Genomic DNA, 20,681 nt, shown 5'->3' on the forward strand with positions numbered 1-20,681 from the left:
ATGCTACGAACTAAAATTTTTAAAAACTTTTTTGAGAGCGAAAAAATAGGAGGATTAATTTTAATTTTGTGTACAATAATCTCTTTACTAGTAGCTAATTCATCTTTTGGTACTAGTTATCATCATTTTTGGGCGGCTCCTGTTTTTGGCCAAACTCTAGAATATTGGATAAATGATGGACTCATGACTGTTTTTTTCTTACTTATTGGTTTAGAATTAGAACGTGAAATCTATCAAGGTGAATTATCAAATATAAAAGATGCTTTATTGCCCATTTTTGCAGCAATAGGAGGTATGTTAATTCCCGCAGGAATTTATTTGTTTTTTAATTGGGGTACAATTACACAATCTGGTGCTGGAATACCTATGGCTACAGATATAGCTTTTGCATTAGGTGTGTTATCTTTATTAGGAAATAGGGTGCCCGTATCGTTAAAAATATTTTTGACAGCTTTAGCAGTAATAGATGATTTAGGTGCCATTTTGGTTATCGCATTTTTTTACACTAAAACAATACTCTGGACAAATTTACTAATTGCACTAGCACTATTTATAGGCTTATTTATTTTAGGAAAATATTTTAAAGTTAGAAATTTAATTCCATATTTAATAGGAGGTGTTGCAATGTGGTATTTCATGTTGCATTCAGGTATTCATGCCACTATTACAGGTGTACTTTTAGCTTTTGCTATACCTTTTGGAAAGGGAGAAAAAAAATCAACTTCTTATATATTGCAACATGCATTACATAAACCTGTGGCTTTTGTAATACTTCCCATTTTTGCATTAGCAAATACAGCTATAGCGTTTAATGGTAATATAGAAGAAATTCTAGTTGCTACATCTAGTATTGGTATTGCATTAGGTTTGATTATTGGTAAGCCACTAGGAATATTTTTACTGACACTTGTCGCTGTTAAACTTCGATTTTGTAGATTACCAGAAGGGTTAAATTGGAAAACTATTGTTGGAGTAGGATTTTTAGGAGGTATTGGCTTTACAATGTCTATTTTTATTACGTTATTGGCTTTTGAAAATGAAATGCTTATTACTCATGCAAAATTAATCATTATGTTAGCGTCATTACTGGCAGGTAGTTTGGGATATGTCTTTTTAAAAATAGTATTAAAAAATAAACCCGTTGATAACAATGAATAAGAAATTTGAAATCGCTGTAATCGCTCATGATGGCAAAAAAGCAGATTTGGTTCAGTTTTTAAATAAGAACAGTGCAATACTCCATCAAGAAAACATTAAAATAATCGCCACAGGTACAACAGGCGGTAAAGCTGAAGCTGCTGGAATCAAAGTTAAAAAAATGTTGAGTGGTCCTTTAGGTGGTGACGCACAGATTGCGGCTAGAGTAGCAGAAGGAAAATGTAAAATGGTGCTATTCTTTAAAGACCCTATGAGTAGTCACCCACATGAGCCAGATATTAATATGCTTATTCGTATTTGTGACGTGCATAATGTACCACTTGCGACCAATGAAGCCACTGCTCAACTTTTATTAAATGCATTAACGTTAGATTAATTTTTTGTTTTTTTAGCGTACCAAAGGGTAAAAAAATAAATAGTGAGAAAAGGTAAAGCACTAGTTATTATTTTTATTTTTTGCGTTAAAAGTCCCACTAAAAAGAAAACAAACAAAAGAATAAAAATAGCAGAAGCTCCACTTATAATTAATACTTTTTTTGGATTACTTACGAGTAAACAATAAATTAATAAAAATTGTCCTAGTAGCGGTAAGAGTATTAACGGATGTGAAAAAGCAGTTGTATTTTCTTTAGCTATAGTCAACAACTCATACTCCATTTGAAATATGAACATCGATTGTTGATTACCCCATTCTGTATAGCCAATTAATGAAGTTAGTACTAAAAGTAAGACTAGTATTTTTAATTTATTCGTCTTCTTCCTCATCATTTTCATATTCAAAGAATGAAAAAGCAGTACCACCATACGTTCGAACGAATGAAAAATAGCCTAAATGATCTAATTTTGTATCTTTTGAATGTTCAACTATTAACATACCCACTTCATCTAATAATTCATTTTCAAATGTCAATTGAACAATTTTTTCAAAATCTTTTTGTTCTAAATGATAGGGAGGGTCAGCAAAAATAAGATCATACGTACTATTGTTTTTTTCTAAAAACTTAAATACATCACTTTTTATAGCTGTTATATCAAAATCTAATTCATTTGCTATTTTTTTAATATAGTTTACACAGCCAAAATCTGCATCAATACACAAAATAGGAGCGGAGCCTCTTGAGGCAAACTCGTAGCTAATATTTCCTGTACCCGCGAATAAATCTAATATTTTTAATTCCGAAAAATTAAAATGGTTATTTAATATGTTGAATAAGGCTTCTTTAGCCATATCTGTTGTAGGTCTTACAGGTAGGTTTTTAGGCGCTTGTAATCTTCTTCCTTTAAATTTTCCAGAAATTATTCTCATGAATGGAATAGTATAAAATGCTTTAATAATTCCTTTTCGGTAGTGCCAAAAGCATGGGTTAAATGCGTAACATCAAGAATAGAACAGTTTCTAATATACTTGTAAGCAATTTTAAAATAACTACTTTCTGTATCTATTTCACCTATAAATTGTAAAGGAACGGCTTCTGGATTTAGTTGTAATTGTTCGTAAGTAAACAACACATAATAAATAAAATCTTCTAAAGTTTTATAGGTAAACGTATTAAAAAGTAAAAGTTGTTGGTTTTTTGTTACAACAATTTCAAATCTATCTTTTTGAAAATGAACCCAGACTTGTTTGTAATCTTTGTTTTTTGAAAAGTCTAATGCCTTTTTTACAAAAATAGAATTATAATTTTTAAAATCAAAGGTATCATAATGATCTAATAGGTAGTTGTTTATAGCCGTGTAAGGAATAAAAACATTATTTAATTCATACGTATCTAAATAGTCGTAAGCAAAATAATCTGTTTCAAATACTTTAGAATTATATTGTAAATAACTTCCCAACTGCAAAGGATCAAATAGAGAGGTAGGAACAAATGTATTTAGATTAGAGTTGTGTACAACTACAATTTCATCATATTTTTCAGCAAGAATAGGATGCTCTACAAAAATTTTCCAAAAAGCTTCTTCCATGACTTCATTCACATTTACTTCAAAACTTTTATGTGTAACAATTTTATTGCTAACTAAGTCTGTTACGCAAAAAGACAATGCATGAGGAGCAACCTCAAAACTTAACTTTTTGTATGTTTTTTGTGTAATATCTGAATGCATGAATAGGGTTTATGATACAAATTTACATTTTTTGTTGAAATATGCTATCATTTTAGCAGAATTATAAAGAGCTTTACTATCTTTGAAAGGCAAATATCAACTATGTCACCAGCACAATTCTTTCGTTTAGTACTTGAAAAATTTCCCTTTGAGCCCACTGCGCCTCAAGCTGTTTTTTTTGAAAAAGTAGCACATTATTTGCTAGCCACAAAACAAGATGAATTATTTGTTTTAAAAGGTTTTGCAGGGACAGGAAAAACAACAGTTATATCTGCATTAGTTAATCATCTTCAATATATTAATCAAAAATATGTTTTATTAGCACCGACAGGTCGTGCGGCGAAAGTAATGGCGAGTTATGCCGAAAAACAAGCGTATACCATACACAAACGCATCTACTTTCCAAAAAAAAATAAAAATGGCGGAATGGGATTTGTTTTACAAGCAAACAAATTTAAAAATACTGTTTTTATTGTGGATGAAGCATCTATGATAGGTGATTCACAATCGGAAAATACTATGTATGTAAACGGTTCGCTTTTAGATGATTTATTGTTTTATGTTGATGCGGGGCAAAATTGCAAATTAATTTTAGTGGGTGATACTGCCCAATTACCACCTATTCAATCCGATGTGAGTCCTGCCTTAAATAGTGATTCATTGGCCTTACATTACAATAAGAATATCATTGAAATCGAATTGGATGAAGTCATGCGTCAAGCCGAAAAATCGGGAATTTTATATAATGCAACCGAATTAAGAGGATTGTTAAAACTTAACTTTTTTACAGATTTTCAATTTAAAATAAAAGGATTCAACGATATTGTTAGGCTTCAAGATGGGTATGATATTGAAGATGCTATACATCAAGCGTATGCTAATTTTAGCATAGAAGATACAGCGTTTATTGTGCGTTCAAATAAAAGAGCCAATCAATATAATCAGCAAATTAGGTCAAAAATATTAGGAAAAGAAAGTGAACTTGCTACAGGTGATTTTTTGATGGTAGTTAAAAATAATTATTTTTGGCTTAAGGAAACTTCTGAAGCGGGATTTATTGCAAATGGAGATATTATTGAAGTTTTAGCCATTCGTTCAATTAAGGAATTATATGGTTTCAAATTTGCAGGCGTGACCATTAGAATGGTAGATTATCCAAATGAATTACCTTTTGAAACTTTACTATTATTAGATACTTTAACTAGCGAATCACCTTCTTTAACGTATGAAGAATCAAATAAGTTATACCAAGAAGTACTTCAAGACTATGAAGAGGAACGCCAGCAATATAGAAAATTATTAAAAGTGAAGTCAAACCCTTATTTTAATGCCTTACAGGTTAAATTTTCATATGCTATTACATGTCATAAATCGCAAGGGGGACAATGGTGTACTGTATTTATAGAACAGCCGTATCTTCCAGATGGTATAGACAGAGAATATGTTAGATGGTTATACACAGCGGTTACACGTGCTCAAAACAAATTGTATTTAATAGGTTTTAAAGATGATTTTTTTGAAAGTTAAAACAAAAATGTAAGTTTGTATAAATAAAATTTTATATATGAAAATAATAGCTGTTATTCCTGCTCGTTATGCCTCTACCAGATTTCCTGCAAAATTAATGCAAGATTTAGGTGGTAAAACAGTTATTTTAAGAACTTATGAAGCGGCTATAGCCACAGCTCTTTTTGATGATGTTTTTGTGGTTACTGATTCGGAAGTGATTTATGATGAAATAGTTAATCATGGTGGAAAGGCAATCAGAAGTCAAAAAAATCACGAAAGTGGTAGCGATAGAATTGCCGAAGCAGTTGAAAATATGGATGTTGACATTGTGGTAAATGTACAAGGAGATGAGCCATTTATTGACAAAAAACCGTTAGAACAATTACTAGCTATTTTTAAAGAAGATGTATCTAAACAAGTAGATTTAGCCTCTTTAATGTATCAAATTACTACTAAAGAAGAAATAAACAATCCGAATAATGTAAAAGTTATTGTAGATCAAAAAGGATTTGCCTTATATTTCTCAAGAGCTGTTATTCCTTTCCCACGGGAAGAAAACGTAGGAGTGCGTTACATGAAACATATCGGGATATATGCTTTTAGAAAAGAAGCTTTATTAGATTTTTATAAATTACCCATGTTGTCTTTAGAAGCTTCAGAAAAACTAGAACAATTACGCTATTTAGAGTATGGCAAACGTATTAAAATGGTAGAAACCAGCCATGTAAGTATAGGTATTGATACACCTGAAGATTTAGAAAAGGCAAAAGCATTTTTAATTAGTTAAATCTAAGTTAAGAAATAAATATTTTCTCTGTTTTAAGATTGTTTTTGGTAACTTGTTTACAAACCCAAATCTATACATTGTTATGAAAGCAATTTTAAAACAAGTTCTAGTTAAAACCATTCTAAGAAATAAAAAACCTGAAAATCTAAGAACGAACAATTTTTCAGAATATCAATTTGCTAAGGCTTACCGAATCTTATTAATTGTTATGAAACGTGCTGGAAAAGATTTTTTCTTAGTTGCGCTTGGTATTTTATCTGCTGCCTTTGGATTTAAAGGTTTTTTATTGACTAATAATTTTATTGATGGCGGTGCAACAGGTATTTCTTTGTTAATTTCAGCTTTAACACGTATTCCATTACCGCTATTAATTCTTTTAGTTAATATTCCTTTTGTAATTCTTGGATATAAAGTTGTAGGTAAAATATTTGCTATTAAAACAGCTTTAGCCATAACAGGTTTATCAGTATGTTTAGCAACACTAACATTTCCCAATGTAACAAATGATAATTTATTAGTAGCTGTTTTTGGTGGTTTTTTTCTTGGAGCAGGAATTGGCTTTGCGGTAAGAGGTGGTGCTGTAATTGATGGAACAGAAGTATTGGCAATTTATTTAAGTAAAAAATTTGGTACCACTATTGGAGATATAATAATTTTAATAAATGTAATAATTTTTTCAACTGCAGCCTATTTTTTGGGCATGGAAATAGCATTGTATTCTATGATAACTTATTTGTCGGCATCAAAAACACTAGACTTTATTGTAGAAGGTATTGATGAGTACATTGGGGTAACTATTATTGCTTCAAATAGTGTAGAAATTAGAAGAATGATAATAGAAACGATGGGACGGGGTGTAACGGTTTATAGCGGAAAAAAAGGATATGGAAAAAAAGGAGAGACAAAAAACACTGAAATTATTTATACAGTAATTACACGATTAGAGATAAATCGACTAAATATCGAAATTGAAAAAATAGAACCAGATGCTTTTATAGTAATGAATAGTGTGAAAGATACAAAGGGAGGTATGATTAAAAAGCGTCCTTTGCATTAAAAAGAATTTATAGCCAATAAATCATTGTGTTTTTCGACATTTTTTAAATGTATTATCTCATATCTATCTTTAGTGAAATAGGATTTATATTGATTTAAAAACTTTTCTTTTTCATCAGCTTGTAGCATCGTGTTAAAAAGAATATAGCCCATTTTATCAAGAGCACTTTGGCAATCTTCCACAAATGATTTTTCAAATAGAAAGGCGGGCATTTTATCATCATTAAAAACATCTATGATGATTAAATCAAATTTTTCTGTAGAATCGTGAATAAATTGTTGCGCATCGGCAATAATACAATTGAAATTTTCAATTTTATTTAACCCAAAATAAACATTTGCAATTTGTAAAATATTGGCATCTATTTCAACTCCTGTGATTTTCTTTGTATAATTAAATTCATTTACTAATGTTTTTGCCACGCTTCCACCTGCAACGCCTAAAAGGAGTATATTATTCATTTGCTGAATTCTTTCTTTACCTATCAAAAGAAGCCCTTTTCGTAAAACTTTTTGTAAAGCACCGTACGAGTAATTAGTACGTTTGCTGTCTAATAGTAATTTCCCATTATATAGTGTTACTTCAAGAACGTTACTTGTAGTCGAATTTTCTTTGTGCAACACAATAGGATAGAGGTAACTTAGAATTTTTTTTATCATAATAGAGAAACTTTGTAAATATAAATTAAATTTGCCAACATATAAATACCTTATGAAACAAAAAATATATCAGTTCATTTTTTTTAAGTTAATGGGTTGGAAACAAGAAGGAAGTTTTGATAAAACTCTAAAAAAGTGTGTTTTTATTGTGGTGCCGCATACAAGTTGGTACGATTTTATAATAGGTGTTTTTACAAGAGGTGTTTTAGGTATTGAAATCAACTGGGTAGGAAAGAAGGAATTGTTTGTTTGGCCATTTAAGTATTATTTTTCATGGATGGGTGGTGCGCCTTTGAACCGACAAAAAAATGAAAACAAAGTTGACTCTATTGCTAAAATTTTTAAAACCAAAAATACATTTCGATTAGCTATTGCACCAGAGGGAACTCGTAAAAAAGTTACACAATGGCGATCAGGATTTTATTATATAGCCCTTCAGGCACAGGTGCCTATAGTTCCAGTAGCTTTTGACTGGGGAACAAAAACGATTAAAGTATTTCAGCCATTTCATCCTTCTGGTAATTTCAATGAAGATATTAAAATACTCGAGAAACTTTATTCAGGTACTGTAGGTAAAAAGAAAGAATATAGTTTTATTCCTAACTAATTTTATTATTTTTCTGTGTAACTTTTAAACGTACCATCTTTATAAAAAACAATAATTTTTTCAATTTCACTAGTAGGAGATACTTGCTCTAAAATGGGCGTATTTGATTTTTTTTGAAATTTATTTTCAACTACTCGATTTTCTTCCTCTATTCTATTTTCATCGAACAGATTAATTTGTTCGGGTATATTTTTATTTTCTGCTTTTATTTCGGTTGAATTTGACGATTGTGATTTACTTGTATTAGGAAATACACCCACACCATTTAAAAACCACAGTAAATCAATTTCGGGAAACTGTTCTAAAACTTTAAGAATAAAATCTAAGCTTGGTTTATTTCTCCCAGAGAGTAGGTGAGAAATACTAGATCGTTGCACATTAATCTTATCGGCAAATGAAGAGGCTGTTAATCCATAATACTCTAATACATGTTCTAAGCGTTTGATGAAATCTTCTGTATTCATAATTAAAATAATATTAAATTAACTTATTTACAAATGTAACATAATTAAAATAATTATAGATGATAGTTTCTGTTTTTAACATAATTAAAAAGAATTAAATCTAAACATAGTAGTTAATTAAAGTAATTTAATTAACTGAAAATAAATATATTAAAATAATAACAGTACACGTATTTACTTTTGTAACTAATTTAATCATTCAAGTGTTTACAAATGTATCAATTCAAAGAAATTTCAATGTTTACATTTGTAAATAGATTTGTTTTTACATTTGTAACATGGAAAATAATTTACAACTAGCTACAGCTAATTTATATTCTAAGTGTAAAGGTCGTTACCTCACTCTTGAAACTATTCAAACATTTTGTGCTGGTTTATCAACAAAATTCGTCATTGAAATCATTGGGAATTCAGTTTTGAATCAACCTATAGTTGCTGTAAAGTTTGGAAATGGACCACGTAAAATCCTTATTTGGTCTCAAATGCACGGTAATGAAGCAACCTCAACAAAAGGATTATTAGATTATTTGAATTACTTAAATACTGATGTTAATGCCTATACTACTCTTTCCAATCAGTTTACGGTAGTGGTGGTTCCTCTTCTTAATCCAGATGGAGCAAAGCAATACACTAGAGAAAATGCAAATGGTGTGGATCTAAATAGGGATGCTTTTGAATGCACACAGCCCGAGAGTATCGTTTTGCGAAATCTAGTTCATCAATTTCAGCCTGATTATTGTTTTAATCTTCATGACCAACGTACGTTATTTGGTTTGCTAGAATCAAAAAAACCTGCGACTATTTCGTTTTTAACTGCTGCATATGATGAGTCAAGACTATTTAATGCAACTCGCGAATCTGCGGCTAAAGTGATAGTTGCTATGCATCAAGAATTAGAGCGTTATATACCAGGTCAAGTAGGAAGATTTGACGATTCATTTAACATTAATTGTACGGGAGATTATTTTACCTCTAAAGAAATTCCTACTATTTTGTTTGAAGCAGGGCATTTTCAAGACGATTATGATAGAGAAGAGGTTAGGAAATTTGTATTTATTTCATTAAAAACAGCTTTTTATTGCATATACGAAAACGTTGTAGTAAACAATATTATTGAAAAATATTTGGATATTTATGAAAATAACAAATGTTTTGCTGATATAATTTTTAAAAATGTTAAAATTATTGAGAATAATGTAGAAAAAATCATTAACTTTGCCGTTAACTACAAAGAAGTACTTTTTGATAATTCTGTAATTTTTGAAGCAAGAATAATAGAATTTGATAGTAATAGTTGTTTTATGGGGCATAAAGAGATTGATGCTAAAGAAAAACTATTTAAAGCTTCTTATGGAGGTATCCCCAAAGTTGGCGAAAAAGCTGATTTTTACTTGGCAAATATTGAATTTGTCAATGGAGAGGCTAAATAAAATAACATTTTAAATAGATAATTATGAGTAAGTTTCGTTTAGATGAAGTAGATCATCAAATTTTAGACATGTTGATTGACAATACGAGAATCCCCTTTACTGATATTGCAAAAAAATTATTGATTTCTGCAGGTACGGTACATGTAAGAGTAAAAAAAATGGAAGATGCAGGAATTATTCAAGGTTCATCATTAACACTTGATTATGAAAAGCTTGGCTATTCTTTTATTGCGTATGTAGGTGTGTTTTTGCAAAGTACTTCACAAACAAAATTTGTATTGGAGCGTATCAATGAAATACCATTTGTTACTGTTGCTTCTGTAACAACGGGTAAGTTTAATATTTTTTGTAAAATAAGAGCAAGGGATACAAGTCATGCAAAAGAAGTTATTTTCCAAATTGACGATATCGACGGCGTATATAGAACAGAAACTATGATTTCGTTAGAAGAAAGTATTAACGATAAAAAACGTTTGATGCACACGATTTTTAAAGAACTATAATTACAAAAGCCTCATAAGAGGCTTTTTTTTATCTTTTTAGTGATGGAAAATTTACAAGAAAATGAATATGTTTCCTACCAAATGAATTATATTAAATTGGTAGAAGAAGGAAATATTGTAAAAGGATTAATTGAACAAAAGGAAAAAATGATTCTTTTTTTTAATTCAATTCCTGTTTTTAAACAAACATTTTGTTATGAAAAGGGTAAATGGACTATAAAAGATATTCTTTTACATTTAATTGATGCAGAACGAATTTTTGCATATCGAGCTTTACGTATTGCTAGAAACGATTCAACTGCTTTATCTGGGTTTGATGAAAATGAGTATGTGATTACTGCAAATGCAAATGAACGAGAATTTGAGAGCTTATTAAACGAGTATGTTGCTGTTAGAAATGCTACAATAAGTCTTTTTACTAATTTTTCAGAATCTGATTTATTAAAAACAGGAATTGCTTCAAATGCAAGTATATCTGTTAGAGGAATTGGATATTGTATTTTAGGACATGAATTACATCATAGAAATATTATTTTAGAACGTTATTTATAAATATATAAAAAAGGAAATCATTTTGATTTCCTTTTTTATATATTATTAATCTTCACCAGCATCACCATCTGGGTCAATATCAATTTTTTCTTCTTCTTCCTCTTCTTCTTCCGAAGCGTCATCTTCAATTTCTAATTCTTTTAATGCGTCTAAACTTTCTTCTGGTGCATCAAAATCGTCATCTTCATCATAATTTTCAATACGATCAGATAATTTAGTGCTTACTTTTACTAAATAAATAGTATCAATTGTTCGCACTTCAACAGCTTCAACTGTCTCATTTTTAGCGTTTTTAAAGCGGATAATATCTGAATCGTCATATCCGTCAGGAAACTTTTCAACCAGTAGGCTTAAAATCTCATTTGTTAATTTGGCGTAATCTACAATTACTCTTTTCATTTGGGTTATGCTTAATCAAGTTTAGTTCGTCAAATGTAATATTGAAAAATTAAAAATCAAATTTTTTTCTTTTTATTTTTTTTAGTAATTACCACCCTAAAATATAAGCAAAAATTAGAGGTGCGACAATTGTAGCATCAGATTCTACAATAAACTTTGGTGTATGAATATCTAATTTTCCCCACGTAATCTTTTCGTTTGGCACAGCACCGGAATACGAACCGTAACTTGTTGTTGAGTCTGAAATTTGACAGAAATAACTCCAAAAAGGCACATCATGCATTTCCATATCTTGATATAACATCGGCACCACACAAATAGGGAAGTCCCCAGCAATTCCTCCTCCAATTTGGAAGAAACCAATGCCTTTTCCTTCGCAGTTTTTTGTATACCAATCTGCTAACCACATCATGTATTCAACACCACTTTTCATAGTTGTAGGTTTAAATTCACCTTTAATACAATACGAAGCAAAAATATTACCCATTGTACTGTCTTCCCAACCTGGAACAACTATAGGTAAATTCTTTTCGGCAGCGGCAACCATCCATGAGTCAGCAGGATCAATTTCATAATATTGTTTTAATACGCCTGAATTAATCATTTGGTACATAAATTCATGTGGAAAATAACGCTCTCCTTTTGAGTCTGCATTGTTCCAAATATCAAATAAATGCGTTTGTAATCTTCTAAAAGCTTCTTCTTCTGGAATACAAGTATCCGTCACACGATTGTAATGATTTTCTAATAAATCCCATTCTTCTTGTGGGCTCAAATCTCTGTAATTTGGTACTCTTTTATAAGAATTATGAGCAACTAAGTTCATAATATCTTCTTCTAAATTTGCACCTGTACAAGAAATAATATGAATTTTATCTTGACGAATCATTTCAGCTAATGATTTACCTAACTCAGCCGTACTCATAGCTCCAGCCAATGTAACCATCATTTTACCATTGTCTAACAAATGTTCTTCATATCCTTTTGCAGCATCAACTAACGCTGCCGCATTAAAATGTAAATAATGTTTTTCTACAAATTGACTAATTGGCCCTTTATTCATGTTTTTTTATTTAAAATGTTATGTAGTTTTAGTTACTACTTTTTATCTTCTTTCTTTTTATTATAACCTAATATTTCTAAAACGTCTTCTGCTTTTTGCTGTTCTGAAAAAATTTCTGTAGCAAAAATCCCGTTTTTATCTTTATCAATTAATATATGTTTAGGTTGTGGTAAAATACAATGGCTTAATCCGCCAAATCCACCTATTGTTTCTTGGTATGCACCAGTATTAAAAAATCCAATATACAATGGTTTTTCTTTGTTATATTTAGGTAAATATACCGCATTCATATGTTGCTCAGAGTTGTAATAATCGTCGCCATCACATGTTAATCCACCTAATAAAACACGTTCATACGTATCGTTCCATCTATTAACTGCCATCATAACAAAACGCTTGTTAATAGCCCAAGTATCGGGTAAAGTGGTAATAAATGAAGAGTCAATCATGTTCCAATTTTCTCTATCATTTTGCTTTTTTTGATACAAAACTTGATAAATAGCGCCACCTGCTTCACCTACCGTAAATGAACCAAATTCTGTAAAAATATGAGGTACATCCACTTCTGCATCATCACAAGCAATCTTGATTTGATTTAAAATTTCATCAACCATATATTGGTAATCATAATCAAATGCTAATGAATTTTTAATAGGAAAGCCACCGCCTATATTCAAGCTATCTAGAGTAGGACATTCCTTTTTTAAAGCAATATATACCTTCATACACTTTAGCAATTCATTCCAATAGTAAGCCGTATCACGAATACCTGCATTGATAAAAAAGTGAAGCATTTTCAATTCCACTTTTTTGTTTTCAGCGATTTGTTTACGGTAAAAAGGAACAATGTCTTTGTAACCAATTCCTAATCGAGAGGTATAGAACTCAAATTTAGGCTCTTCTTCTGCCGCAATTCTAATTCCAATTTTAAATTTGCCGTCAATTTGCTCTTGTAATAAATCTAATTCTTCAAAGTTATCAATAACAGGAATGGTGTTTTTGTGGCCATTATTAATTAATCGAGCAATATTTGTAACATACTGATCACGTTTAAAACCATTGCAAACAACAAATGTATTCTTGTTGATTTTTCCTTCTTCCATTAACTTTTCAACAATATTAATATCAAATGCCGAAGAAGTTTCAATATGAATATTATTTTTCAGTGCTTCATTTAACACGAACTCGAAATGAGAACTTTTTGTACAATAACAATAAAAATATTTAGCTTCATAGCCATGCTTTTCCATCGAATTTCTAAACCACATTTTGGCCTTATTGATATTCTGTGAAATTTTTGGCAAATAGGTAAACTTCAATGGTGTACCATATTCTTCTACTAATTTCATTAAATCAATTCCATGAAATTGAAGCGCATCTTTATTTAATGTAAATTCTTCTTGAGGAAAATAAAACGTTTGATTAATTAAATCATAATATTTTGTATTCATTTCTGTCTTTTTTGAGTTTGTAATTCTGTTTGTTATTGGGGACTAAAACAAGTACCTTTCTCAAACTCTAATATTAGCATAGATGATTAATAATTTTTCATTGTATGCTTTAGAAATCGTAAATAAATCTGCATCATAAGAATGAAATGATGTGCGGCAAGTACTCGTTTCTTTACAAGCACTTAATTTCACCTTTTTGTGAATAAAACTATAGATTTTAGTTACTATTTTCATGGGGTGCAAATTTAACAAATATTATTACTTTTAAACAATACTTTTTGTCAAAAATTAGGATTTATAATAATCTGTAAATGCTTCATAAATAAGTGTGTTATCAACATTTTGATTACTAATTGCTTTTCCAATTTTATTTAATAAAACAAATTGGATGGTTCCGTGCTCATTTTTTTTATCGTATTGCAAGAGTTGAATGATTTTTTCAATATCATTTGCACTGAAATGAACGGTTTCAAATACATCTGATAAAAAATAGTTAATTTCTAAATATTCCTCTTTACTTAATAAATTTAATTTCCATGAAATATAGCTTTCTAGTATCATTCCACTAGCAATAGCTTCCCCATGTAACAATTGTTTTGAATTTTCTTTTTCGAGAAAACAACTTTCGATGGCATGACCTAACGTGTGTCCAAAGTTTAATATTTTTCGTAATCCTTTTTCATACATATCTTCAGCAATCACATCGATTTTTAATTGAATAGATTGTTTAATAAGACGGTATAAATCATTTGTAGATAAAGAACTTAAATCTTTTAATTTATTCCAATAGGCTTTATCTAAAATGAGTCCGTGTTTAAACATTTCTGCTAGTCCTGAACGCATTTGTCTACTGTCTAAAGTATGTAAAAACTCCGAATGAATGAGTATACATTTGGGAGCAACTATACAGCCTACTTGATTTTTTAACGCTCCTAAGTCTATTCCATTTTTTCCACCTATTGCGGCGTCAACCATAGCTAATAATGTTGTAGGCACATGAATAAAATCGATTCCTCTTTTAAATGTAGAAGCTACAAAACCGCCTAAATCTGTGAGTACACCGCCACCTAGATTGATTAATACACTTTTCCTATCAGCACCTAATTCAATCATAACTTCCCACAATTCTACACATGTTTTTATGTTTTTTTGTTCTTCTCCCGCTTCAATTTCTATTATTTCAATTTCTACATTAGTAGCTAAATTACTTAAAAACAAAGGCAAACACTGTTCATTAGTATGATTATCAACTAAAATAAAAATCTTAGAATAGTTTGTAGGCGTAAGTAATTGTTGAAGATATTCATAACCATTTGAGTCAAAATATATTGCTGTGTCTATTGCATGTATTGCATCCATTGTTGTGTGATATAATGTACAAAATAAATTAAAAATATTTAAATATCATTACTTCATTAAGTATATTTGCATACCCAATGAAAATCATGGTTATGGAAAAAATATTTAATAATACTGAAAATGCTTTTGCGCTTAAATCTGATGCTGAATTAAATAGGGCTTATTTGCTTTTCAAAATGATCGGCAATCCTTCTTTAGTAAAGGTAGGAACGGCATTGACTAATTTTGCACTAGGCTTTCATTTACCTGTAGAAGGTCTTATTCGAAAAACAGTATTTGATCATTTTTGTGGAGGTGTAAACGAGCAAGATTGCCTTAAAGTAGTAGATAAAATGTACGGAAAAGGGGTTTCTTCTGTATTAGATTATTCGGTTGAAGGAAAGGAAGAAGAAATGCAGTTTGATGCTGCATTAGCAATGACAATCAGAACTATAGATTTTGCGAATGAAAGTAAGGCTATTCCTTTTGCAGTATTTAAACCTACTGGCTTTGGAAGAATTGATTTGTATGAAAAAGTGGGTGCAAAAACGTCATTGACAGCTGTTGAACAAGAAGAGTGGAGTAGAGTGCGTACGCGATTTCAAAAAGTTTGTCAATATGCATTTGATAAAGATGTGAAATTACTAATTGATGCTGAGGAGTCATGGATGCAAGATGCTGCTGATGAATTGGTTGAGGAAATGATGATGCAATTTAATAAAGAAAAAGCTCTTATTTTCAATACTTTACAAATGTATCGTTGGGATCGATTAGATTATTTAAAAGCGTTGCATGAAAGAGCTATTGCAAATCAATTTCATATAGGTATGAAACTAGTTCGTGGTGCTTATATGGAAAAAGAAGCGCAACATGCTTTAGCAAAAGGCTATGCAAATCCAATTTGCGCTTCTAAACAAGCCACAGATGACAATTTTAACGCAGCTGTTGCTTATATGATGGAACATATAGCCACTATGGCAATATTTGTAGGAACGCACAATGAAGAAAGTTCATACCTTGTTATGGAATTAATGGCTAAAAAAGGATTATCTAAAAACGATTCTCGAATTTGGTTTGGTCAATTATATGGTATGAGTGATAATATAAGTTACAATTTAGCAGCATATGGCTATAATATTGCTAAATATTTACCTTTTGGTCCTGTAAGAGATGTGATGCCTTATTTAATAAGAAGAGCACAAGAGAATACTTCGGTGGCTGGTCAAACGGGAAGGGAATTATCTTTAATTATTTCGGAAAGAGCAAGAAGAAAAAATAAAAAAGACTAAGAGAGTATCTTAGTCTTTTTTTTCGTTATACTTCACAATAGTCCAAAAATTTAGATTGAATGGTAGGTGATGGAATCATACAAACTTCTTTTTTACCATACCATTTATACCTGTTTTTGGCTACATATTCATAAACCATATCCTTAACTAAACTAGGTAAAATATTAAAGAGTATGAATCCTTTTAAAGGTGTGTTTAGTTGCTTCAAGATTTTAAAAATAGCTTCAGATTTTATATAATAAGCGTTTCCAGGTTCAACTAAAATAATGCTATCTATACTCGAATTAATTCCTAATTGTTTCACAATTTCTTGTCCAATTTCACTCTGTAGCGCAGCAAAACGAAAAATATCTTTTACATCATATTTAATGATAAAATTGACTTTTTCATTACAGTAATTACAAACTCCGTCAAACAATATTATTTTTTTATCTTTAGGAAGTTCCATAGTTAAATTAACCCTTACATATTAATTTTTTAAACCTGTTGAACCCACTCTAATTCTTCTAAAGCAACTTTTGAGGTAAAAATACCATAATTTACAGTTGCTTTGTTTTTTTCAATTTTATCAATGGTTCCAATAGATTTTCCGTCTTTCATGCGCACTCTGTCACCAATTTTCAAAGTTACTTTTGGTTTGTTTTCTTCTTCCTTTAAAGCTTTCAGTTTTTGAACTTTTTTATCTTTTCGTATGGCTTCAACTTTAACGGTAACTTCTTTAACTGTTTCTTTTTCAATAACTTCCTTTTGCTTTTTTTCTTTGGCTGATATTTTTTTTCGTTTTGAATTTTCAATTTCAACCATTTTTAAAAAATCACCAATTAACGTTTTTTTGTCTTTATTGTTAAAATATTTTTCTGAAATATCATCTATTTTTTGACCAATATAAATTAATCGTTGATTCGCATCATATAATTCTTGATAACGCTCTAATTTTTCTTGAATTTTGGCATTAATTTTTTCCATTTTTTGCCCCTCTTCTCTTGCTTTTGACTCTTCTTCTTTGAGTGTCAATGCTGTTTTTTCCATTTTAGAACGTTCTTTTTGTAACGTAGCAATGGTTTTATCAAAACGTACTTTAGTATTCTCAATTTTCTTTTTAGCTCTGTTGATGAGCCCGTAAGGGATGCCGTTTTTTTGAGCTACCTCAAACGTAAATGAACTTCCAGGTTGTCCCAGATGCAACTTAAACATTGGTTCCAGAGATTTTTCATCAAACAGCATATTTGCATTGCTTGCAAAAGGAAGTTCGTTTGCTAAAATTTTTAAATTCGTATAATGTGTGGTAATAATTCCGAATGCCTCTCTATGGTAAAATTCTTCTAAAAAAGTTTCGGCAAGGGCACCACCTAATTCAGGATCAGAACCTGTTCCAAATTCATCAATAAGAAATAACGTTTTTGAATTACACTTTTTTAAGAAATAATTCATGTTTTTCAACCGGTAACTATAGGTGCTTAAATGATTTTCAATAGACTGATTATCACCAATATCTGTTAAAATTCGATCAAACAAAAACGTTTCACTTCTTTCATGTACTGGAATTAACATTCCGCATTGTAGCATTAGTTGTAACAAACCAATTGTTTTTAATGAAATGGTTTTTCCTCCCGCATTTGGTCCAGAAATAACTATTATTCTATTGGTATTGGTTAATTCAATAGTTTGTGGAAAAGTGGCTCTTCCTTCCGCTTTATTTGTGCTATATAGAATGGGATGATATGCTTCCCTAAAAAACAAACGTTTTTCGGTATTGATTTTAGGTAAAACGCCTTGTATGCTTTTTGCATATTTTGCTTTCGCTGCAATCACATCAATAGCTGTTAGAAATTCTTGATATTGAATAAGTAAAGGAGTATAGGGTCTTAATTGTGCACTTAGTCGTCGTAAAATTTTAATAATTTCTTCACGCTCTTCATATTCTAAATTATTTAATTCTCTAGAATATTTTAAGGTTGCTTCAGGTTCAATATAAGCAATGCTTCCTGTTTTGGAATTACCTAAAATAGTACCTTTTACTTTTTTACGATACATAGCTGAAACCGCTAAAACTCTTTTGTTATCTACTATCGTTTCTCTAATTTCGTCTAAATAACCTAACGCATTATAGTGCGACAAAGCCATACCAAAACTTTGATTGATTTTTCCTCGAACTAATTGGATTGATCTTCTGATATTTACTAAATCAGGTGATGCATCATTTTTTATTTCGCCATACTTATCCATTACTTCGTCAATTACTCTAGAAATAGCAGTTGTAAATTCGATTTGACTAGATTTTTCAAATAAATTTGGGTAATAGTCTTTAAATTTTTTAAGGTAAAGTAGATATTGATTAGTGGTTAAGCTTAATTGGCTGATTTTTCGAATACTTTGTAATTCTAAAAAACTATCTTCAATTGCCAGTAATTTTATATCCGTAGTAAGTGTTTCAAATCCGTGATTTGGAAGTGCATTATTGTTTGAAAACGAAGCTAAATATTCATTAGTATAGGCTAATTCAGCAAAAAGCGCTTCTTTTTCTTTGATGGGTTCAATTGCCATTGCCTTTTCATACCCTAATTCCGTATTGCATTTTTCAGCAATAGTTACTAGAATGGTTTGAAATTCTAAATCTTTTAATGTTTTTTCGGTTATAGCAATCATTTTTTGTTTTAAAAGCTAACAAATTTACAAAGTAATTATCTTTGTAAAAAATATATTTCATGGAAGTCCCATTAAATGCATCTTGGAAGCAACTTTTACAAGCAGAATTTGAAAAACCTTATTTTGAAAAATTAATGACGTTCATACTGGTGGAATACACTCATAACAGATGTTATCCGCCTAAAGAATTGATTTTTTCCGCCTTAAATAATTGTAATTTTGAAGATATAAAGGTTGTCATTTTAGGACAAGATCCTTATCATGGTTTAGGTCAAGCAAATGGATTGTGTTTTTCAGTTAATGACGGTATTTCATTTCCTCCATCATTAGTCAATATATTTAAAGAATTAGAAGCTGATTTAACTATTCCAATAGCTATTTCAGGAAATTTAGAACGTTGGGCAAAACAAGGCATATTAATGCTAAATGCAACATTGACTGTTAGGGAAGGAGAAGCAGGCAGTCATCAAAACAAAGGTTGGGAAGAATTTACAGATGCGATTATCAAGAAAATAAATGATGAGAAAGAAGGGGTTATCTTTTTACTTTGGGGAGGTTTTGCCAAAAAGAAAGGTGCATATATAAATAAAGAAAAGCACCATGTGTTAGAAAGTGGTCATCCTTCACCATTAAGCGCAAACAGAGGATTGTGGTTTGGTAATAAACATTTTAGTCAAGTTAATGCCTTATTAAAAAAGAAAGGGTTAAAACGTATTGAGTGGTAGTTAGTTTAATTGTAATATTCCTAATATTTCTTCACCCAAGAAAGGACCACCTGGATAGTGCGCAGTATAATCCATATTAAGCCAAATGTATCCATTTTCTTCTCTATGTATAAATAATACTTTTCCATTTGTTAATTGAGGAAAGAGTTCTTTTTTAATAATAAAAACAACTTGTTCAAGGTCACTTGCTTTTCCAATAAGTAATTCGGGATACATGTGTTTACCTGTATGAATTAATCGCATAGTGCCACCAATGGCTTTTATTGTTGAGGCCATCAAAATTGCATGATCATCACAATCACCTGAAAAATAAGTTAAACTTTCACTACCTTTAGCGAAATATTCGTCTGTTATGGGGTCATTTACATAATTCCATCTTGCGTTAATTTCCTTGAAAACGGCAAAATACTGAATAAATTTTCTGTTTTCAGGTTGGTGTTTTGCCTCTAATTTAAAATGCTTATTTACACAATACAAAGCAAAGTTCCTTACTTTTGGATTTAAATAATCTACGCTTTCTAAAACCCGATTTTTATTTGGGAATGGGAGTAATGTATTGATTTTAACAGCTTCTTTTTCATAATTATCATCTGCATTATAAACAATGATTTTATACGAATTTAATACTTTAAAAAAAGTGTAATTACCTTCAAGTGCTGCTATAATAAATATGATTAAATATATTGTAATTAAGTATATTATATATTTTGAGAATAATTTAATACATCCAATAAACAGACCAAACAGCAATAAAAAAACAAATGCTTTATCATAAGGAATTTCCCATTCAAAATTCAGTATGTTTTTTCTAGTGTATACAAAAACGGGCAACGTAACTAAAAATGCTAATACAATAACAATTGTATTTATCAAAATCTTTCGTTGATAAATAAACTTTTGAATTTTAGTAATACTATTTAGTAGATTTTGCATTGTTT

General features: G+C 30.1%; 24 protein-coding genes. 11 read left to right on the plus strand and 13 right to left on the minus strand.

Going from position 1 to position 20,681, the window contains the following annotated elements:
• Together nhaA and RF683_RS04565 are read left to right on the plus strand one after the other, a co-directional pair.
• Positions 1-1,158 carry a Na+/H+ antiporter NhaA gene (gene nhaA, locus RF683_RS04560; protein WP_309533151.1) on the plus strand — a complete coding sequence of 386 codons (1,158 nt, stop codon included), beginning with the start codon at positions 1-3 and terminating at the stop codon, positions 1,156-1,158.
• Positions 1,151-1,534, plus strand: coding sequence for a methylglyoxal synthase (locus RF683_RS04565; RefSeq protein ID WP_298660485.1), 384 nt, complete (start codon positions 1,151-1,153; stop codon positions 1,532-1,534). Before nhaA ends, RF683_RS04565 begins: the two co-directional genes overlap by 8 nt.
• Here the strand turns inward: RF683_RS04565 and RF683_RS04570 are convergent.
• Genes RF683_RS04570 through RF683_RS04580 form a run of 3 tightly spaced genes read right to left on the minus strand, consistent with a single transcriptional unit; the run spans position 1,531 to position 3,264 of the window.
• Positions 1,531-1,923 (minus strand): hypothetical protein, encoded by a 393-nt coding sequence (locus RF683_RS04570; protein ID WP_309533012.1) that lies wholly within the window; start codon positions 1,921-1,923, stop codon positions 1,531-1,533. The two genes, RF683_RS04565 and RF683_RS04570, sit on opposite strands and share 4 nt — an antisense overlap.
• On the minus strand, positions 1,904-2,464 hold the full coding sequence (rsmD, locus tag RF683_RS04575; RefSeq protein WP_309533013.1) for a 16S rRNA (guanine(966)-N(2))-methyltransferase RsmD: 561 nt from the start codon (positions 2,462-2,464) through the stop codon (positions 1,904-1,906). The genes RF683_RS04570 and rsmD overlap by 20 nt, the downstream gene beginning before the upstream one ends.
• A complete protein-coding gene (locus tag RF683_RS04580; RefSeq protein WP_309533014.1) occupies positions 2,461-3,264 on the minus strand; it encodes a DUF3822 family protein in 804 nt (267 codons plus the stop codon). Before RF683_RS04580 ends, rsmD begins: the two co-directional genes overlap by 4 nt.
• A gap of 102 nt (positions 3,265-3,366) precedes the next feature.
• On the opposite strand from RF683_RS04580, the gene RF683_RS04585 reads away from it, so the two are divergent.
• From RF683_RS04585 to RF683_RS04595, 3 genes are all read left to right on the plus strand, one after another.
• Positions 3,367-4,791 carry an ATP-dependent DNA helicase gene (locus RF683_RS04585; protein WP_309533015.1) on the plus strand — a complete coding sequence of 475 codons (1,425 nt, stop codon included), beginning with the start codon at positions 3,367-3,369 and terminating at the stop codon, positions 4,789-4,791.
• A gap of 37 nt (positions 4,792-4,828) precedes the next feature.
• Positions 4,829-5,560 (plus strand): 3-deoxy-manno-octulosonate cytidylyltransferase, encoded by a 732-nt coding sequence (gene kdsB, locus RF683_RS04590; RefSeq protein WP_309533016.1) that lies wholly within the window; start codon positions 4,829-4,831, stop codon positions 5,558-5,560.
• Positions 5,561-5,642: 82 nt separating this feature from the next.
• Entirely contained in the window at positions 5,643-6,617 is a 975-nt protein-coding gene (locus tag RF683_RS04595) for a YitT family protein (protein WP_309533017.1), read from the plus strand.
• Here RF683_RS04595 and RF683_RS04600 read toward each other — a convergent pair.
• A complete protein-coding gene (locus tag RF683_RS04600) occupies positions 6,614-7,276 on the minus strand; it encodes a spermidine synthase (protein WP_309533018.1) in 663 nt (220 codons plus the stop codon). The two genes, RF683_RS04595 and RF683_RS04600, sit on opposite strands and share 4 nt — an antisense overlap.
• 52 nt (positions 7,277-7,328) lie before the next feature.
• Here RF683_RS04600 and RF683_RS04605 point away from each other — a divergent pair, with 52 nt between their 5' ends.
• A complete protein-coding gene (locus tag RF683_RS04605; protein ID WP_309533019.1) occupies positions 7,329-7,883 on the plus strand; it encodes a 1-acyl-sn-glycerol-3-phosphate acyltransferase in 555 nt (184 codons plus the stop codon).
• Positions 7,884-7,888: 5 nt separating this feature from the next.
• Here the strand turns inward: RF683_RS04605 and RF683_RS04610 are convergent, their stop codons facing one another.
• Positions 7,889-8,350, minus strand: coding sequence for a helix-turn-helix domain-containing protein (locus tag RF683_RS04610; RefSeq protein ID WP_408733694.1), 462 nt, complete (start codon positions 8,348-8,350; stop codon positions 7,889-7,891).
• Positions 8,351-8,625: 275 nt separating this feature from the next.
• Here RF683_RS04610 and RF683_RS04615 point away from each other — a divergent pair, with 275 nt between their 5' ends.
• From RF683_RS04615 to RF683_RS04625, 3 genes are read left to right on the plus strand one after another with little or no spacing between them, the layout of a single operon-like run.
• Positions 8,626-9,777 (plus strand): M14 family zinc carboxypeptidase, encoded by a 1,152-nt coding sequence (locus RF683_RS04615; RefSeq protein WP_309533021.1) that lies wholly within the window; start codon positions 8,626-8,628, stop codon positions 9,775-9,777.
• A 23-nt stretch (positions 9,778-9,800) separates the two neighbouring features.
• Positions 9,801-10,280 (plus strand): Lrp/AsnC family transcriptional regulator, encoded by a 480-nt coding sequence (locus tag RF683_RS04620; protein WP_309533022.1) that lies wholly within the window; start codon positions 9,801-9,803, stop codon positions 10,278-10,280.
• Positions 10,281-10,322: 42 nt separating this feature from the next.
• Positions 10,323-10,832, plus strand: a complete 510-nt coding sequence (locus RF683_RS04625) for a DinB family protein (RefSeq protein ID WP_309533023.1) — start codon at positions 10,323-10,325, stop codon at positions 10,830-10,832.
• Between the two features lie 45 nt (positions 10,833-10,877).
• Here the strand turns inward: RF683_RS04625 and RF683_RS04630 are convergent, their stop codons facing one another.
• The 5 genes from RF683_RS04630 to aroB all read right to left on the minus strand — a co-directional run bounded on the left by RF683_RS04630 (position 10,878) and on the right by aroB (position 15,104).
• Positions 10,878-11,231, minus strand: a complete 354-nt coding sequence (locus tag RF683_RS04630) for a hypothetical protein (protein WP_309533024.1) — start codon at positions 11,229-11,231, stop codon at positions 10,878-10,880.
• A gap of 88 nt (positions 11,232-11,319) precedes the next feature.
• Positions 11,320-12,294, minus strand: a complete 975-nt coding sequence (locus RF683_RS04635) for a deoxyhypusine synthase family protein (RefSeq protein WP_309533025.1) — start codon at positions 12,292-12,294, stop codon at positions 11,320-11,322.
• Between the two features lie 35 nt (positions 12,295-12,329).
• Entirely contained in the window at positions 12,330-13,745 is a 1,416-nt protein-coding gene (locus tag RF683_RS04640; RefSeq protein WP_309533026.1) for an arginine decarboxylase, read from the minus strand.
• A 60-nt stretch (positions 13,746-13,805) separates the two neighbouring features.
• A complete protein-coding gene (locus tag RF683_RS04645; RefSeq protein ID WP_309533027.1) occupies positions 13,806-13,979 on the minus strand; it encodes a hypothetical protein in 174 nt (57 codons plus the stop codon).
• 54 nt (positions 13,980-14,033) lie between these two features.
• A complete protein-coding gene (gene aroB / locus RF683_RS04650; RefSeq protein ID WP_309533028.1) occupies positions 14,034-15,104 on the minus strand; it encodes a 3-dehydroquinate synthase in 1,071 nt (356 codons plus the stop codon).
• Positions 15,105-15,196: 92 nt separating this feature from the next.
• On the opposite strand from aroB, the gene RF683_RS04655 reads away from it, so the two are divergent.
• Positions 15,197-16,372, plus strand: coding sequence for a proline dehydrogenase family protein (locus tag RF683_RS04655; protein WP_309533029.1), 1,176 nt, complete (start codon positions 15,197-15,199; stop codon positions 16,370-16,372).
• Positions 16,373-16,397: 25 nt separating this feature from the next.
• On the opposite strand, the gene RF683_RS04660 is transcribed toward RF683_RS04655, so the two are convergent.
• Together RF683_RS04660 and RF683_RS04665 are read right to left on the minus strand one after the other, a co-directional pair.
• Positions 16,398-16,820, minus strand: coding sequence for a thiol-disulfide oxidoreductase DCC family protein (locus RF683_RS04660; RefSeq protein ID WP_309533030.1), 423 nt, complete (start codon positions 16,818-16,820; stop codon positions 16,398-16,400).
• 29 nt (positions 16,821-16,849) lie between these two features.
• Positions 16,850-19,018, minus strand: a complete 2,169-nt coding sequence (locus RF683_RS04665; protein ID WP_309533031.1) for an endonuclease MutS2 — start codon at positions 19,016-19,018, stop codon at positions 16,850-16,852.
• Between the two features lie 59 nt (positions 19,019-19,077).
• On the opposite strand from RF683_RS04665, the gene ung reads away from it, so the two are divergent.
• On the plus strand, positions 19,078-19,743 hold the full coding sequence (gene ung / locus RF683_RS04670; RefSeq protein WP_309533032.1) for a uracil-DNA glycosylase: 666 nt from the start codon (positions 19,078-19,080) through the stop codon (positions 19,741-19,743).
• On the opposite strand, the gene RF683_RS04675 is transcribed toward ung, so the two are convergent.
• Positions 19,744-20,676, minus strand: a complete 933-nt coding sequence (locus RF683_RS04675; RefSeq protein ID WP_309533033.1) for a transglutaminase — start codon at positions 20,674-20,676, stop codon at positions 19,744-19,746.
• Positions 20,677-20,681: the final 5 nt, after the last annotated feature.

Origin of the sequence: Flavobacterium sp. 20NA77.7 (genome assembly GCF_031326205.1) — a bacterium.
GTDB classification, from domain to species: domain Bacteria; phylum Bacteroidota; class Bacteroidia; order Flavobacteriales; family Flavobacteriaceae; genus Flavobacterium; species Flavobacterium nakdongensis.

Excerpts from the sequence above, each read along its gene's own strand:
- nhaA (WP_309533151.1), top strand. The coding sequence starts at position 1 with ATGCTACGAACTAAAATTTTTAAAAACTTTTTTGAGAGCGAAAAAATA.
- RF683_RS04565 (WP_298660485.1), top strand. The coding sequence starts at position 1,151 with ATGAATAAGAAATTTGAAATCGCTGTAATCGCTCATGATGGCAAAAAA.
- RF683_RS04570 (WP_309533012.1), bottom strand. The coding sequence starts at position 1,923 with ATGAGGAAGAAGACGAATAAATTAAAAATACTAGTCTTACTTTTAGTA.
- rsmD (WP_309533013.1), bottom strand. The coding sequence starts at position 2,464 with ATGAGAATAATTTCTGGAAAATTTAAAGGAAGAAGATTACAAGCGCCT.
- RF683_RS04580 (WP_309533014.1), bottom strand. The coding sequence starts at position 3,264 with ATGCATTCAGATATTACACAAAAAACATACAAAAAGTTAAGTTTTGAG.
- RF683_RS04585 (WP_309533015.1), top strand. The coding sequence starts at position 3,367 with ATGTCACCAGCACAATTCTTTCGTTTAGTACTTGAAAAATTTCCCTTT.
- kdsB (WP_309533016.1), top strand. The coding sequence starts at position 4,829 with ATGAAAATAATAGCTGTTATTCCTGCTCGTTATGCCTCTACCAGATTT.
- RF683_RS04595 (WP_309533017.1), top strand. The coding sequence starts at position 5,643 with ATGAAAGCAATTTTAAAACAAGTTCTAGTTAAAACCATTCTAAGAAAT.
- RF683_RS04600 (WP_309533018.1), bottom strand. The coding sequence starts at position 7,276 with ATGATAAAAAAAATTCTAAGTTACCTCTATCCTATTGTGTTGCACAAA.
- RF683_RS04605 (WP_309533019.1), top strand. The coding sequence starts at position 7,329 with ATGAAACAAAAAATATATCAGTTCATTTTTTTTAAGTTAATGGGTTGG.
- RF683_RS04615 (WP_309533021.1), top strand. The coding sequence starts at position 8,626 with ATGGAAAATAATTTACAACTAGCTACAGCTAATTTATATTCTAAGTGT.
- RF683_RS04620 (WP_309533022.1), top strand. The coding sequence starts at position 9,801 with ATGAGTAAGTTTCGTTTAGATGAAGTAGATCATCAAATTTTAGACATG.
- RF683_RS04625 (WP_309533023.1), top strand. The coding sequence starts at position 10,323 with ATGGAAAATTTACAAGAAAATGAATATGTTTCCTACCAAATGAATTAT.
- RF683_RS04630 (WP_309533024.1), bottom strand. The coding sequence starts at position 11,231 with ATGAAAAGAGTAATTGTAGATTACGCCAAATTAACAAATGAGATTTTA.
- RF683_RS04635 (WP_309533025.1), bottom strand. The coding sequence starts at position 12,294 with ATGAATAAAGGGCCAATTAGTCAATTTGTAGAAAAACATTATTTACAT.
- RF683_RS04640 (WP_309533026.1), bottom strand. The coding sequence starts at position 13,745 with ATGAATACAAAATATTATGATTTAATTAATCAAACGTTTTATTTTCCT.
- RF683_RS04645 (WP_309533027.1), bottom strand. The coding sequence starts at position 13,979 with ATGAAAATAGTAACTAAAATCTATAGTTTTATTCACAAAAAGGTGAAA.
- aroB (WP_309533028.1), bottom strand. The coding sequence starts at position 15,104 with ATGGATGCAATACATGCAATAGACACAGCAATATATTTTGACTCAAAT.
- RF683_RS04655 (WP_309533029.1), top strand. The coding sequence starts at position 15,197 with ATGGAAAAAATATTTAATAATACTGAAAATGCTTTTGCGCTTAAATCT.
- RF683_RS04660 (WP_309533030.1), bottom strand. The coding sequence starts at position 16,820 with ATGGAACTTCCTAAAGATAAAAAAATAATATTGTTTGACGGAGTTTGT.
- RF683_RS04665 (WP_309533031.1), bottom strand. The coding sequence starts at position 19,018 with ATGATTGCTATAACCGAAAAAACATTAAAAGATTTAGAATTTCAAACC.
- ung (WP_309533032.1), top strand. The coding sequence starts at position 19,078 with ATGGAAGTCCCATTAAATGCATCTTGGAAGCAACTTTTACAAGCAGAA.
- RF683_RS04675 (WP_309533033.1), bottom strand. The coding sequence starts at position 20,676 with ATGCAAAATCTACTAAATAGTATTACTAAAATTCAAAAGTTTATTTAT.